The sequence below is a fragment of the Streptomyces sp. NPDC056361 genome (assembly GCF_042262805.1).
Taxonomy (GTDB): domain Bacteria; phylum Actinomycetota; class Actinomycetes; order Streptomycetales; family Streptomycetaceae; genus Streptomyces.
On record NZ_JBHJQI010000028.1, the window covers coordinates 13,743 to 27,081 of the forward strand.

A 13,339-nucleotide genomic window follows, 5' to 3' on the forward strand; every position below is an offset into this window, starting at 1 on the left:
GTCAGGCCTCCACGATCGTGACCCGGTCGCCCCGGCGCACCCAGGTGCCGGACGCGGGCCCGGGGGCCGGACGCGGGGGAGCGGTGCTCCCGTCGGCCGCCGGCGGCGGACCGGAAGCGGTTCCCGTGTGCAGGGCGTCCGGTGCGCTGCCGCCCGCTGGTTCCGGCGCGCCCGCAGCCGCCGGCTCCGGTGCGCCCGGGGGCGTGCCGTCGGGTTCCGCGGCGGCCTCGGGGCCCGCGCCCGCCGGGCCGGGTCCCGCGTCGGCGGAGGCGTACGGCGCCGGTTCCGGCGCCCCGGGCTCGTACGGGCCGGGCTCGTACGGCACGGGACGGTGGGCACCCGGTCCGTACGGACCCGGGTCGTACGGCGCTGTCGACGCGGGCTGCGTCACGTACGACGTCCCGAGCCCGTAGCGCGGGTAGCCGTATCCGTAGCGGCGACCGTACCGGTGTCGTCGCCCGGTCGGGAACGGCCGGGGCCACGACCACGGCGCCGGGCGGGCGTACCGGGGGAACGAGCGGTAGAGGCCGGGCGCGTAGCGCCGGGCGGCGGCGAACACGGCCGCGCGGCCGACCGCGCCGTCACCGGCCCGGCCCCGGTACGGGCGGTAGCGGCGGTACCGGTCGCGCGGCGCCATCGCCGCGTTCCGCACGGCCGCCGCCGAGAGCCGGACGAAGCGCCGGGCCACCTCGAACTCGCTCTCCCGGGGGTCGTCCGACTCCTGTTCCAGACCGAAGAGTTCGGCCGCCGGGTTGTCGAGCAGCGGCCGCGGCCGGGGCTCCCGCACGCCGTGCCGAGGCCACCGGCGCGGCGGCGGAACCCTGGAAGACCCAGTGCCAGGGCTCGCGGGTGTACGGCCCGAAGCCGAAGCGTCGGGCGTTGGCCTGGAGCCAGCGGAAGAACCAGGTGGCGTGCCACTGCCCGACGGCCGCGGCCCCCGTGCTGTTGCGGAGGGGGTGGCCGCGTCCGCGCACCTGGAGGAAGTCGATCGCGATCCCGTTCTGGTGGTTGCTGTACCCGGGCGCGGCGATCCGCGCGGGGATGCCGAACACGTCCAGCATGTACCGGACCGCGCCGTCGCCGTGCGGGCCGCCGGGGAGCGCCGCGCGCGCGGCGAGCGTCTGGTCGTAGTAGCCCTTGAAGTAGCCGAGCCACAGCCGCTGTTGGTGGTCACTGCCCCGGTAGCCGCTCCCTCCGGTGAGCCGCCGGGTGTGCCCGGCGTCCTCGTCCCCCGCCGCCCGCGCCTCGGCGAGCGCCGCGTGGGCCGCCGCGAGCAGCCGGCCGGCCGCGGCCGCGGCGTCGCTCCGCATGGAGATCGAGGTCCCGGCCACCGGGGCCAGCTCGCCGGGCGCCAGGTCCCGCCCGGGCCGGCCCTTCCGCTTCCGGGTGCGCGCCAGGTGCGCGTCGAGGACCCGCTGCCGGAAGGCGACCTGCTCGGGCGCACCGCTCCACCCGCCGCCCACCTCGGCCTCCGACGCACCGGACGTGTGCCCCGGATCCCCGCCGAACTCGTCATCGGTGCCCGCCATTTCCCGGACGGCGTGACCGCCACCGCCACCGCTCCTGCGGCGGGGAGCCGGGGCCGGGGCCGGAGCCGGGCCCGTGCCCGGCAGGTCGGCGCCCGCGTCGGCGAGGAGCAGCGGCCCGAAGAGCCGGGGGATCCGCATGTGCGGCACCTTCGTCCACTCCACCCGGAAGCGCGGTGAGGACGCGCCGCGCACGGCGGCCGCCACCTGTTCGCTGTGGCGCGCGGTCGGCTCGTACGGCCGGTAGAGCACCCGGAGCGCGCCCGAGCCCCGGGCGGCCCGCCGCCGCGCCCAGTCGACGAGCGGCCCCGGGTCGCCGTACAGCGCGTCGAAGGTGTGCACCTCGTCGGGATCGGTGTGCCGCAGGATCCGCATCAGCGAGGCGCCGCCGCCGGAGTGCGCGGTGAGGACGAGGCGCCCGAGCGGGGCGTCGACCCCCGTCGCGGCCTTGAACCGGGCCAGGGCCTCGGCGACCAGGCGCTGTATCGCGCCCGGCGGCTCCAGGGCCGAGTGCGTGTACCCGCGACCTGACCGGCCGCCGAAGTGGTGGCCGCGGGGGAGGACGAGCAGCGTCGGGGCCGTACGGCCGGGAACGGCGCCGAAGTCGAGACCGCTCACCGGCTCGATGTCCACCGGGAGGGTCATCGCCGCGCCGCGGACGGCGAAGCCGTGGAGATGGACCACGACGTCGATCCGCGACGGCCTGTTCATCGCGTTCCACTTCAGGACCAGGTCCGGCGGCGTCCCGGCGTGCCGCCGCAGCATCGGCACCCGGTCCACGACCTGGCGCCCCGGACCGGTCGACCCCGTCCCCGACCCCATGCCCGGCAGCGCGGTCAGGGCCACGTTCTTCAGGACCCCGCCGAGAGCCGCGCCCGCCGTGGAGCTGAGGAACCCGCCCTCGCGCCGCGCGACGGGGGCCAGGAACGAACCGAGGAAGGCCTCCAGCTCCCGTTCGTCGGCGACGCCGAGGAGCTCCGCGGCGAGCGCGCTCTCCTCCGCCTCGGTCAGCGGGCTGCCGTACTCGCCGCCGAGCAGGCCCGTCTCCGCCGCGTACTCCCGCAGTTCGGGAGCCACCGTGCCGGCGCTCCCCGCTTCCGCGGCCCGCCGCCGACCGCCGCACTCGCACTCGTACGTGCTCATGGCAGGTCTCCCTTCCGGTGCCGGCTCAGACGCCGAGGAGGATGATCGTCCGGCCCCGCCTGACCCAGCGGCCGGTGCTGCGCCGCCCCCCGTACACCGCGCCGGACACCATCGGGACGAGCCCCGGGGCGTACCGCTGGGCGGCGCTCAGCACGGCGGCCCGCGCGGCGCCCGCGTCCAGTTCCCCGGTGTCCAGTTCCCCGGCGCCGTCGAGCTCGTCCCCGAACTCGCCGGCCAGGTCACCGCCCTCGAACTCGCCGGGGACGTCCCCCTCGTCCTCGCCCTCGTACTCGCCGGTGAAGTCGCCCTCGAAGTCCCCTTCGAAGTCCCCCTCGAACTCGCCCGCGTCCCCGTACCCGCCCGCCGCCTCGAACGCGTCGGGAGCACCCAGCTCGGCGGCGCCGTCGCCGAACTCGCCCTGGAAGTCGCCCTCGTACTGCCCGAACGCCTCGGCCTCCGCCGCCCCGTCCGTCTCACCCGCCGCCCCGTCGTCGGAGCCCGCGGCCGTCCGGGCCGCGTCGGCGGCGAACCGGACGAACTGGCGGGCCGCCTCGAACTCCTGGTCCTCCCGGCTGAGCCCCTCCAGTTCGAGCCCGAACAGGCTGCCCGCCTGCGACGCGAGCTGGGAGCCGACCAGGCCGCCGACGCCGGGCAGGACGAGGTTGCCGGCGGCCGAACCGAGCACCGGCAGGAACTGCTTGGCCGCGCCGCGCAGCAGGCCTCGCAGGGCCTTCCCCGAAGCTCCCCGCAGCAGGGGCGCCGCGGCCCGCACCAGCTTCCCGAGGAAGTGGTCGAGCTCGGCCTCGTCGGCGACCTCCAGGAGTTCCCCGGCGAGCTCCATCTCCTGGACCTCGTCCAGGGTCCCCTCGGCCTCCTGGACGCCGTACTCGGCCGCGCCCTCGTACTCCGGGGCGTACGCGCCGTACGCCTCCGCCTCGCCGGGCGTGCCGCCGCCGGTCCCGTAGCCGAACTCGAGCTGTGTGCGATCCATGTTGTGCATTGCGGCCTCCTCGTCACTCCGCCGGGCGGTGCCCGCCGACGGCTGCGGCACGACGTTCGCCCTTCTCTCCTGCAAGCCCCGTGCCAGCCGGACGGGGCCGTGTGCACCGGGCCCGGGGCGCGCCGCGGCGAAGGTCCCTTCGCCGGGCGGCGTCCGTACGGGCGCGGTGCGGCGAAGGGACCTTCGGTCGGAGGGGTGCGTCAGGCGGCGCGCGGGCCGGCGGTCCGCCGGGCGCGGGGCTCGATGCCGAGGCCCGTGCGGTACTTGGCCACGGTGCGGCGCGCCACCGGATAGCCCCGCTCGGCGAGCAGCCGGGCGAGCTCGCCGTCGGAGAGCGGCCGGCTCTCCCGCGCGACCAGGTCCCGCAGGGCCGTGTGGACGCCCGTGGCGGTGCCGAAGAACCCGGCGAGCGGCATCGCGCGACGACAGGGGAGCAGCGCGACGCGCCCGGCCACCGCCCGGGACACCGTCGACTCGTGCAGCCCGAGCGCCGCGGCGACCTCGCGGCGGCACAGGGGGCTCAGCGCGGCCGGGCCGTGGTCGAGGAACGGCCGCTGCGCCTCCACGACGTACGCCGCGATGCGGTGCAGCGTCCGCCAGCGCCGGTCGAGGCGGGTGAGGAACTCCCGCGCCCGGCCGACCTGCTCCCGCGCGAGGCGCTCCCCGGCCCCCGGCCGCCCGTCGCCTGCGGCGGACGCCGGCCCGGACAGATAGCAGAGGTAGGCCGGGCTCACGGTGAGCCTGAGGCGGAGGGGTTCGAGGAGGACCACGGTGTACGCGCCCGTGCCCCGGGGGTCACGGGCGATCACCAGGTCGGGCGGCGCGCAGGCCTCGGGCGGCGGCGGTGCCAGGTCGGGCCCCGCCGTGGGCCGCAGCTCCGACCGCACGAACGCCCTGACCCGCCGTACCTCCTCGACCGTGACGCCCAGCGCCTCCGCGGCCTCCGCGAAGCGCTCCTCGCCGGCCAGCGCCTCCAGGCGGTGGGTGAGCACGGACCGCACGACCGGCTCGCGGCAGCCGTGCGCCTCCTCCCACCGGTCCAGCTGGAGCAGCAGGCACTCCCGGAGGTCGCACGCGGCCGTTCCCGCCGGTGTCGCGGCGCGCAGCGCGGCCAGGCCCCGCCGGACGCGGCCGGGCGCGACCCCGAGGGCGGCGGCGATCTCCCCGACGGACCCGTCCAGGCGTCCGCGCGGTCCGAGACTGCCCACGAGGTACGCGGCGAGCCCCGCGTCCGACGCGGGCAGCGCCGCCCTGACCTCGGCGAGCAGCGTCGCGCTCCGGTCCTCGGCCCGGGGTTCGGGCGCGGCCCCCGGACGCTCCGGGACCCGGCCGGCCCCGCCCAGGCAGGGGCAGAGGCCCGGGCTCCGGAGGGGAGCCCGGCAGAGGGGGCAGGCGACGGCCGACGGGTCCTCTTCGAGGGCGGGGTTCTCGGCGAGCTCCTCCGTCACCCGGGCTTCGAGCTCCCAGGAGGTGAGCTGGAGCAGGGACGCGAACGCGACCATGGCCGGTGAGGCGTGCAACGCCATGACCGGCGCCGCCCCGAACTCCATTCCGGCAGCCATCGGGCGATCATCTCCCATGCCCCGGGAGCACTGCTCTCTTCGCCCCGGAGGCACCGGCCTCCCCCGCCCCGGGAGCACGGTCGTCCCCGGTTCCCACCGTCCGCCCGCCCGCCGGGGGTGTCAAACCGGCGCCCGGGGGCGGGACGGGAGCGGTGCGGGAGGAGTGCGGGGGTACGGGGCGGGTGGGGCCGCCCCGTACCGTGGGCGCTACTTCAGGTACGGGCCCGAGGCGCCGATCTTGCCGGGGCCGTTGAGCACGTACACGCGCAGGTTGCCCTTGCCGGGCGCGGCGACCGTGAGGGTGCCGTTGGCGACCGTGCGGACGTCGCCCGTGACGGCGTCGGTGTAGGTGCCGTTCGGGACGCCGGAGAAGGTGGCGCCGCCCGAGACCGTGACCAGGGCGAAGCTGTCCGTGGAACCGCTGGTGTAGCGGCGCTTGTAGGCCATGCCGCCCGAGATGCCCTCGGTGGAGTACTGCCCCATCTGGAGGGCCGGGATGGCGCGGCGGATCCGGTTGAGCCGCTGCACGTGCTGCACCAGGGGCTGCTGGAGCGTGGTGGCGACGGCGCCGGAGGCCGACGAGACCTGGGAGAAGTCGGAGGCCGTGACCGATCCGGCGAGGTGCTCGCCGTAGTAGGCGCGGCCGGTGGTGGCGAGCGGGCAGGTCGGCCCGCAGTCGATCTTCTTGCCCTTCTGGAACTCGATCTCGGAGCCGTAGTACAGCGTGGGGATGCCGCGGAACGTCCACATCAGGGACATGTTCTCCGCCCAGGCGTCGGTGCCGCCCGCGTACCGCTCGCTCGACTTGTTCGGGCCGTAGTCGTGGCTGTCGACGTAGACCACGTTGTAGGTGGCGTCGTTGTAACTGTCGTCCGAGTCCTTGCCGTTGAAGAAGGCGTTGGAGGCGTCACCGAAGTTCATGTGCATGCGCATGTCGATGACGTTCATGCCGGAGAACCGGCTGTGGTCCGGCGCGTGGTAGCTGTTCCCGTTCAGGAACGCGTTGGTCGACGCGGGCTGGTTGCCGGTGCCCTGCTGCTGCTCGTAGTCGTACATCTCCAGAGCGGCCTTGGTGTCGTCGATGTCGTACTCCTTGCGCTCCTTCCACGTGTAGAACTGCGCCGAGTGGTTCACCGAGCCGCGGTTCCACTTGTCGTTGACGAACGCGGCGACCTCGCCGAAGACGAAGAAGTTGGCGGCCGCCTCGGCTCCGTGGCGCTGCGTCACCCGCTCCTGGATGGCCGGCAGGAAGCGGCGGTTCCAGGTGGTGCGCGGGATGTGTACCGCCGTGTCGACGCGGAAGCCGTCGACGCCCATGTCGATGTACTTGTCGTACGCGCCGATCAGATAGCTCTGGACCGTCGCGTTCTCGGTGTCGAAGTCCGCCAGGTCCTCGTGCAGCCAGCAGGAGCGGGAGTCCTCGCCCTCCCAGTTGCCGATCCAGCACTGGTGGTAGAGGGCCTTCGGGAACATGCCGGAGGTCGGGCTCGGCCACTGGCAGTTGTAGACGGTGTACCCCTCGGCGCTCTTGCCGCCGGTCGGCTTGCCCCAGTTGAGGCACGTGTTGCCGGTCGGCTCGGCCGTCGACCACAGGTCGCCGTTGTAGTACGACTTGCCGCTCTTCGCGTCGATCGTCAGGCCGTCGTACTCGAATCCGGGCTGCTTCTCGTCGTAGTACCAGCTCCACTGGCTGTCCCGCACGCCGTAGACGGTCGGCGTGAACAGGCCCTTGGCGCCCCAGCGGGAGGAGTGGTTGTAGACGACGTCCTGGTAGATCTTCATGCCCTTGGCGTGGGCGGCGTCGATGAGGTCCTGGTAGGAGGCGCCGGCCGACTCCAGGCGCGGGTCGACCTTGTAGAAGTCGTAGCCGTGGTAGCCGTGGTAGTCGTAGTCGGACCGGTTGAGGACCACCGGCGTGACCCATATCGCCGAGAAGCCGAGCCCCTTGACGTAGTCCAGCTTCTGGATGAGGCCCTTGAAGTCGCCCCGGAACATGGGGTCGTCGTCGGCCGCGTTGCCCGACTTGACGTGCTGGCTGCCGCCGCGGTTGTTCGACGCGTCGCCGTCGTTGAAGCGCGCGGTCAGGACGAAGTAGATCGGGTCCTTGCGCGGGTCGGTGCCCAGCGGCTTCCCGGTGGCGGGGGTCGCCGGCTTGTCGCCGGTGGTGGCGGTCGCGGCGGCCGAGGCGGCGGAGACGTTCCCCGCCGCGTCCACGGCCTTCACCGTGTAGGTGTACGCGGTCCGCTCGGCCAGGCCCGTGTCGGAGTACACGGTGGAGCCGACGTCGGTCACGACCGTGCCGCCACTGCCGCCGACCCGGGTGACCTGGTACTTCGTCACGCCCCGGTCGTCGGTGGCGGGGTCCCAGGTGAGCAGGACCGAGATCCCGTCGGCGGCGGCGGTGACGCGCCCGGGGGCCGTCGGCGCCTGCGTGTCGGGTGTGGCGGCGGCGCACGGGTCGGCCGCGTTCGCCGTCACCACGTTGTTCCGTACGGTGCTGACGCCCGTTCCGATGGCGTAGTCCGCGCCGCCGTTGTTGTCCCAGGTGCCGTTGCCGTTGTTGAACGCGGCCTTGAAGGACGTCGCCGTCCCCAGGTCGATCTCCCGCTTCCACCAGCCGGTGCAGGCCGTCTGCATGCCGACGCCGGGCACGGCCGTCCAGGAACCGCCCGCGGGCTGGTAGTGGATGTTGGCGGTGGACCAGCCGAGGGCCTCGGTGGAGTAGTACACCGTGGCCTTGGCGGACGGCGTGGGCGTGGTGCCCGCGCAGGGGTCCGAGTGGGCGACGACCCCGTCCTTGACGGTGATCGCGCCGGTGCCCAGGGCGTAGTTCCTGCCGCCGTTGTTGTCCCAGGTGCCGGTGCCGTTGTTGAAGGTCGCCTGCAGCCCGGTGGCCGTGCCGAGGCTGACGGTCTTCTTCACCCAGTCCGTACAGGCGGCCTCCATGGCGACGCCGGGGACGGTGGTCCACGAGCCCCCGTCGGGGGCGTAATGCAGGTTGTAGGCCGCCCAGTTCTTCGTCTTCGTCCAGTAGAAGACCGTCGCCGTGTTCTCGGCGACGGCGGCGGCCGGCGCGGTCCGCGGCGAGGGCCCGTCGGGTGGTGCCGCGAGCAGGCCGAGCAGGCCGGCGGCCACGGCCAGGACGGCCACCGGGCGTCCGGGCAGCCGTGTGGGGGTGCGGGTCATCTGATTCTCCAAGCAGGGGCGCGTTCCGTGCGGGCTGGTTGGGGGATGGGGATCAGCACCGCTGGAAACACAGTCGGAAAGTTTCAGAAACGTTTTGCGTCGGCGGGAAGTTACCGCCGCCGAAGCCCGGCGGTAAAGACTTCTGCCGGAAGTGGCGTCTAGGCTCGGGCCGGTTCGCGCGTGTGATCGATGTCGAGGGGTTCCCGATGAAGTTGCCCGGCCCGCTGCACGTGTTCAACGAAGGGCTGGCGTTCCTGCTGGAGCTCGCGGCCCTGGCCGTCCTGGCCTGGTGGGGCTGGGACGCTGCGGACAACGTGGCCCTCCGGCTGCTGCTCGCCGTCTCGGCGCCCGCCGTCGCCGCCGTCACCTGGGGTCTCTTCGCCGCCCCCAAGGCCCGTATCCCCCTGCCGCTCCCGGGAGTTCTCGCCGTCAAGGCCCTGGTCTTCGGCGCGGCGGCCCTCGCCCTCCACGCGCTCGACCACCCGTCGGCGGCCCTCGCGTTCGCCGTCGTGGCGCTCCTCAACACCGCCCTGGCGACGGCCGACCGCCAGGCCGCGATGCGACGCGGGGCCTGACGGGCACCCCGTCACTCGGGAGCGGTGGCGCCCCCGCCCGCGACGAGCGGCCGACACGGCAGAGCGCGCTCCGTCACGCCGTCGCCCCCGCCCGGCTCCACGCGGTGGAGGCGGGCCCGGGGGCTGCGCGTCACCGCCTCGGTCAGCACTCCCCGGGTGAAGAGCGCACCCACGCCGTCGTCCAGGGCCCAGCCCGCCGGAAGCGCGCGTGCCGCCACCGCCGCCCGGTAGGAGCCGCGCCGACCGGGCTCGCCGTCGTAGTGGGGGCAGACGGAGCCGGGGAGGATCCCCAGGCCGTCGGCCAGGTGCGCCAGGGGTCCGAAGGAGTCGGTGTGGCAGCCGTCGGCCCAGCAGTTGGCGCCGGCGCTGATCCCGCACAGCAGTGTTCCGCCCGCGTACGCCTCGCGCAGCAGCCGGTCGACTCCGTGCGCGCGCCAGACCGCGAGGAGGTTGGCGGTGTTGCCGCCGCCCACGTAGACGACGTCCTGGGTCAGCAGGAGCGCCCGGAGGCCCTCGTCGTCGAGTTCCCGCCGGAACAGGTGCAGGACGCTGGGCTCGCAGGCGCGGTCGCGGTACGCGTCGAGGAACTTCTCGACGTAGCCGGGGGCGTCGCCGCTCGCCGTGGGGACGAAGCACACCTTGGGCCGGGCCGCGCGCGCGTGGCCGAGCACCCAGTCGTCCAGGAGGCCGTCGTCGTCGGTGGAGAACCCGCCGCCGAGGAGGGCCAGACGGGGCTCGGGGGCGACGGTCACGGGAGCGCCTCCTCGGTGGTCGTTCACGGTGTGCGGGCGGCGTGCGGGCGGTGCGCCGAACTCTGCCGAGCCGTCGGCCGCGTGCGCAACCGAATACCTCTCGCTCCCGGTCAGGGGCGTGGCCAGGGGCGGCCCTCGAGGCGTTCGATGTCGCGGTTGAAGCGTTCGAGGAAGGCGGCGAATTCGGCGACGTCCTCGGCGGGCCAGTGCTCCATGACGCGTTCGAGGCCCTCGATGTTGGAGGTGCGGTCGGCGTCGAGGCGGCGTTCGCCCTCTTCGGTGATGCGGAACTTGCGGGCGATGCCGCCGTCGGGGTCGGGGATGCGTTCGACGAGGCCGGCGCGGAGCATGGCGGCGGTCTGGCGGTTGAGGGTGGACGCGTCGAGGCCGAAGGCCTCGCTGAGCTGGCCGATGGACAGGGGGCCGTGCATGCGGATGCGGCTCAGGAGGACGTAGGCGCTGCGGTCGAGCTGGGCGCCGCCGGCCCGGGAGCGGGGCGCGTACAGATGCGTGTGCCTGCTGAGCAGCATGGTCTCGAATTCGACCAGGTGGGTGGGCTTGTCCACGGGCTTGTCCATGGGGGCATTCTCTCTCGCGGCGGAAGCATGTGCATCATGCACAGCTTGTGTATGACGCCATTGATGTGCATGATGCATAACGAATCACGTGCGGAATCACCGCGCAAGACCGAGGGAGAACTCGTGGACGGCTCCAAGCCCGACGCCCGACCCGGAGGCGTCGTCGGCGTCCTCGCGCTCGCGGGCATCGTGGCCGCGCTCATGCAGACGCTGGTGGTGCCGCTCATCGGCGACCTCCCCAGGCTGCTCGACACCACCGCGTCCAACGCCTCGTGGGTGATCACCGCGACCCTGCTCGCCGGCGCCGTCGCCACCCCCGTCGCCGGGCGACTCGGCGACACCCTCGGCAAGCGGCGCGTCCTGCTCGTCTCGGTGATCCCGCTGATCGCCGGCTCGATCGTGTGCGCCCTCGCCTCCTCCGTCGTCCCGATGATCGTCGGACGCGGACTCCAGGGCCTCGGCATGGGCGTCGTCCCCCTCGGCATCAGCCTGCTGCGCGACATCCTCCCGCCCGAGAAGCTCGGCGGGTCCATCGCCCTGATGAGCGCCTCCATGGGCGTCGGCGGCGCCCTCGGCCTGCCGTTCTCCGCGGCCGTCGCCGAGAACGCCAGCTGGCAGGTCCTCTTCTGGGTCGCCGCCGGACTCAGCGCCCTGGTCGGCGTCCTCATCTGGCGCGTCGCCCCCACGGGCCGGCGCAACCCGGCCCCGGGCCGCTTCGACGCACCCGGCGCGCTCGGCCTCGGCGTCGGGCTCGTCGCCCTGCTGCTCGCCGTCTCCAAGGGCGCGACCTGGGGCTGGGGCAGCGGCACCACCCTCGGCCTGTTCGCCGTCGCGGCCGTCGTGCTGCTCGCCTGGGGTGCGTGGGAGCTGCGCACCCGGGACCCGCTCGTCGACCTGCGGGTCACCGCCCGCCCCGTCGTCCTGATGACCAACATGGCGTCGGTCCTGGTGGGCTTCGCCATGTACGCGCAGTCCCTGGTCGTGCCCCAGCTGTTCCAGCTGCCCGAGGCCACCGGCTACGGCCTCGGCCAGTCCATGATGGCGATGGGCCTCTGGATGGCCCCCGCGGGCCTGATGATGATGCTCCTCGCCCCGCTCGGCGCCAAGCTCTCGGCCGCCCGCGGCCCCAAGGTCACGCTCGCCGTCGGCGCCCTCGTCATCTCCGCCGGGTACGGCTCCTCCCTCGCCCTGATGGGCTCCACCTGGGGCCTGCTCGTCGTGACGCTCATCTGCAACACGGGCGTCGGCCTCGCCTACGGCGCCATGCCCGCCCTGATCATGGGCGCCGTCCCGCAGGAGGAGACCGCGTCGGCCAACAGCTTCAACACCCTGATGCGCTCCATCGGCACGTCCGTCTCGGCCGCCGTCATCGGCGTCGTCCTCGCCCAGATGACCACCAGCCTCGGCGGCCACGCCCTGCCCTCCGAGGACGGCTTCCGGGTCGCCCTGCTCATCGGCTGCGGCGTCGGCCTCGCCGCCGCGGCCGTCGCCGCCCTCATCCCCGCGAAGGCCCCGGCCACAGGCGCCGACGATCCGGCCGCGGCGGAATCCGACACCACGCCGCGCACCGCCGCCACCGGAGCGGCCGCGGCCTGACACCCGGTACCGGGCGGTGTCGCCGCGCACGTGGGGACGGCGCGCGACGGCGCCGCCCCGGTCCGGCACCCCGGCCCCGCCGGGGCGTACACCGGACCCCGAGGACCCCGACGGCCGCGCAGAGGCGGCCGCCGGGGTCCTGGCGGTGAGGGGTCTCGCGGTCGGTCCGGCCCCCCTGGCAGGGCGCCCCCTCCGCGGCGGCCCGGCTCCTTCCTGGCGGCCGTTCCCCGCCCCGCCCCCGTCACCCCCCGCCCGACGCGAAGCCGGCCCGCTTGTACGTCCGCATCAGGAGGGCCGTCTCCGTCGACGTCACGCCCTCCAGGCGTGCGAAGACCCGGGCGGCGAACTCCTGGAAGTCGCGGGTGTCGCGGTGGCTGGAGTAGCCGAGCAGGCTGGTCGCGCCGCTGGTGACGACGAGGTGGCGGAGGGCCGGCTCGCCGGCCAGCAGGCGGATCGCGGCGGCGAGTTCGCGGTGCGGGACGCCGAGCCGGAAGCGGGCCTCCACGGGATAGCCCAGGACCGCGGGATCGGCGTGCAGCCGCAGGTGCAGGACGTGCGACTCCATCAGCCGGGCCAGGCGTCGCCGGGCCGTGGTCTCGCCGACGCTCAGCTCGCGGGCGAGGCGGGTCGTCGACATCCGGGCGTCCCGCCGCAGGAGGTCGACGAGCCGCCGGTCGAGCTCGTCCACGGCCGGCGGCTCCGGCAGCGCCGTGCCCTCCACGGCGTGCCGGCGCACGTCCGTGGGCTCGTCGTCGTACGGCGCCCAGTCGCTGGCCGTGAGCAGCAGCCGCAGGACCACCGCGGAGTGGATGTCCACGACGCCGTCGAGCCGGCCGATCACCGTGTCCACCAGGGTGAGCAGCGCGTCGTGGGCCGGCGCGTGGAGCTCGACGAACACGTCGAGCGCCCCGGTGGCGACCTCCACGGACCGCGTCTCCTCCAGGGCCGCCAGCGTCAGCGCCACCTCGTGGACCCGGCCCGGCGCGCACCGCACGGCGACCTCGGCCGTCACCCCCTCGTACTGGTACTCCGGCACGAGCGCGGCGACGAACGCCACCCGTCCGTCGGCGGTCATCCGCTCCAGTCGGCGGGCGACGGTCCGCTCGTGCGCCCCGACCGCCGTCGCGACCTCGGCGAACGGGGCGCGCGGGTCGCGGTGCAGCACCTTGAGGATGCCGTGGTCCAGTGCGTCCAGGCCGGCGCCGCCACCGGGCCGGGGATCCCGCGTGGCCGTCATCCCGTTTCTTCCTCTCGTACGGCACGCGTGGACGCGCGCGACCCGCCGCGGCGGGCGTGTCCGATGGCGCCCTGTGCGCTCCCGTCGTGCCGGAATCCGCCGAAGGGGGCCGTCCCGCTGCCGCAATCGTCCGTCTTCCGGGGCAACTCTTGCCCGAAGTGCCGCTCGCTCGCCACATTGTGGT

The 13,339-nt window shown here is 74.5% G+C and carries 10 protein-coding genes; 2 read left to right on the forward strand and 8 right to left on the reverse strand.

From position 1 onward, the window contains the following. Position 1: 1 nt before the first annotated feature. The 5 genes from ACFCY7_RS11935 to ACFCY7_RS11955 all read right to left on the reverse strand — a co-directional run bounded on the left by ACFCY7_RS11935 (position 2) and on the right by ACFCY7_RS11955 (position 8,417). Positions 2-637: a hypothetical protein gene (locus ACFCY7_RS11935; RefSeq protein WP_376483656.1), complete on the reverse strand. Its 636-nt coding sequence runs from the start codon at positions 635-637 to the stop codon at positions 2-4. Further along, positions 582-2,669, reverse strand: coding sequence for a M15 family metallopeptidase (locus ACFCY7_RS11940; RefSeq protein ID WP_376483657.1), 2,088 nt, complete (start codon positions 2,667-2,669; stop codon positions 582-584). The genes ACFCY7_RS11935 and ACFCY7_RS11940 overlap by 56 nt, the downstream gene beginning before the upstream one ends. Positions 2,670-2,694: 25 nt before the next feature. Further along, complete coding sequence (locus ACFCY7_RS11945) at positions 2,695-3,669, reverse strand: hypothetical protein (RefSeq protein ID WP_376483659.1); 975 nt, start codon at positions 3,667-3,669, stop codon at positions 2,695-2,697. Positions 3,670-3,869: 200 nt separating this feature from the next. After that, positions 3,870-5,231 carry a hypothetical protein gene (locus tag ACFCY7_RS11950; protein ID WP_376483661.1) on the reverse strand — a complete coding sequence of 454 codons (1,362 nt, stop codon included), beginning with the start codon at positions 5,229-5,231 and terminating at the stop codon, positions 3,870-3,872. A 207-nt stretch (positions 5,232-5,438) separates the two neighbouring features. Further along, positions 5,439-8,417 carry a carbohydrate binding domain-containing protein gene (locus tag ACFCY7_RS11955; RefSeq protein WP_376483663.1) on the reverse strand — a complete coding sequence of 993 codons (2,979 nt, stop codon included), beginning with the start codon at positions 8,415-8,417 and terminating at the stop codon, positions 5,439-5,441. Positions 8,418-8,623: 206 nt separating this feature from the next. On the opposite strand from ACFCY7_RS11955, the gene ACFCY7_RS11960 reads away from it, so the two are divergent. Further along, positions 8,624-8,992, forward strand: coding sequence for a YrdB family protein (locus tag ACFCY7_RS11960; protein ID WP_376483665.1), 369 nt, complete (start codon positions 8,624-8,626; stop codon positions 8,990-8,992). Positions 8,993-9,003: 11 nt separating this feature from the next. Here ACFCY7_RS11960 and ACFCY7_RS11965 read toward each other — a convergent pair whose 3' ends face one another. Then, positions 9,004-9,744, reverse strand: a complete 741-nt coding sequence (locus tag ACFCY7_RS11965) for a Type 1 glutamine amidotransferase-like domain-containing protein (RefSeq protein WP_376483666.1) — start codon at positions 9,742-9,744, stop codon at positions 9,004-9,006. A 110-nt stretch (positions 9,745-9,854) separates the two neighbouring features. Next, complete coding sequence (locus ACFCY7_RS11970; RefSeq protein ID WP_376483668.1) at positions 9,855-10,322, reverse strand: MarR family winged helix-turn-helix transcriptional regulator; 468 nt, start codon at positions 10,320-10,322, stop codon at positions 9,855-9,857. A 123-nt stretch (positions 10,323-10,445) separates the two neighbouring features. On the opposite strand from ACFCY7_RS11970, the gene ACFCY7_RS11975 reads away from it, so the two are divergent. Next, entirely contained in the window at positions 10,446-11,918 is a 1,473-nt protein-coding gene (locus tag ACFCY7_RS11975) for an MFS transporter (RefSeq protein ID WP_376483669.1), read from the forward strand. A 241-nt stretch (positions 11,919-12,159) separates the two neighbouring features. Here the strand turns inward: ACFCY7_RS11975 and ACFCY7_RS11980 are convergent, their stop codons facing one another. Then, complete coding sequence (locus tag ACFCY7_RS11980; RefSeq protein ID WP_376483670.1) at positions 12,160-13,155, reverse strand: Lrp/AsnC family transcriptional regulator; 996 nt, start codon at positions 13,153-13,155, stop codon at positions 12,160-12,162. Positions 13,156-13,339: the final 184 nt, after the last annotated feature.

Bases quoted from the DNA above. Each gene is read 5' to 3' on its own strand.
- ACFCY7_RS11935 (WP_376483656.1), bottom strand. From the start codon at position 637: ATGGCGCCGCGCGACCGGTACCGCCGCTACCGCCCGTACCGGGGCCGG.
- ACFCY7_RS11940 (WP_376483657.1), bottom strand. From the start codon at position 2,669: ATGAGCACGTACGAGTGCGAGTGCGGCGGTCGGCGGCGGGCCGCGGAA.
- ACFCY7_RS11945 (WP_376483659.1), bottom strand. From the start codon at position 3,669: ATGCACAACATGGATCGCACACAGCTCGAGTTCGGCTACGGGACCGGC.
- ACFCY7_RS11950 (WP_376483661.1), bottom strand. From the start codon at position 5,231: ATGGCTGCCGGAATGGAGTTCGGGGCGGCGCCGGTCATGGCGTTGCAC.
- ACFCY7_RS11955 (WP_376483663.1), bottom strand. From the start codon at position 8,417: ATGACCCGCACCCCCACACGGCTGCCCGGACGCCCGGTGGCCGTCCTG.
- ACFCY7_RS11960 (WP_376483665.1), top strand. From the start codon at position 8,624: ATGAAGTTGCCCGGCCCGCTGCACGTGTTCAACGAAGGGCTGGCGTTC.
- ACFCY7_RS11970 (WP_376483668.1), bottom strand. From the start codon at position 10,322: ATGGACAAGCCCGTGGACAAGCCCACCCACCTGGTCGAATTCGAGACC.
- ACFCY7_RS11980 (WP_376483670.1), bottom strand. From the start codon at position 13,155: ATGACGGCCACGCGGGATCCCCGGCCCGGTGGCGGCGCCGGCCTGGAC.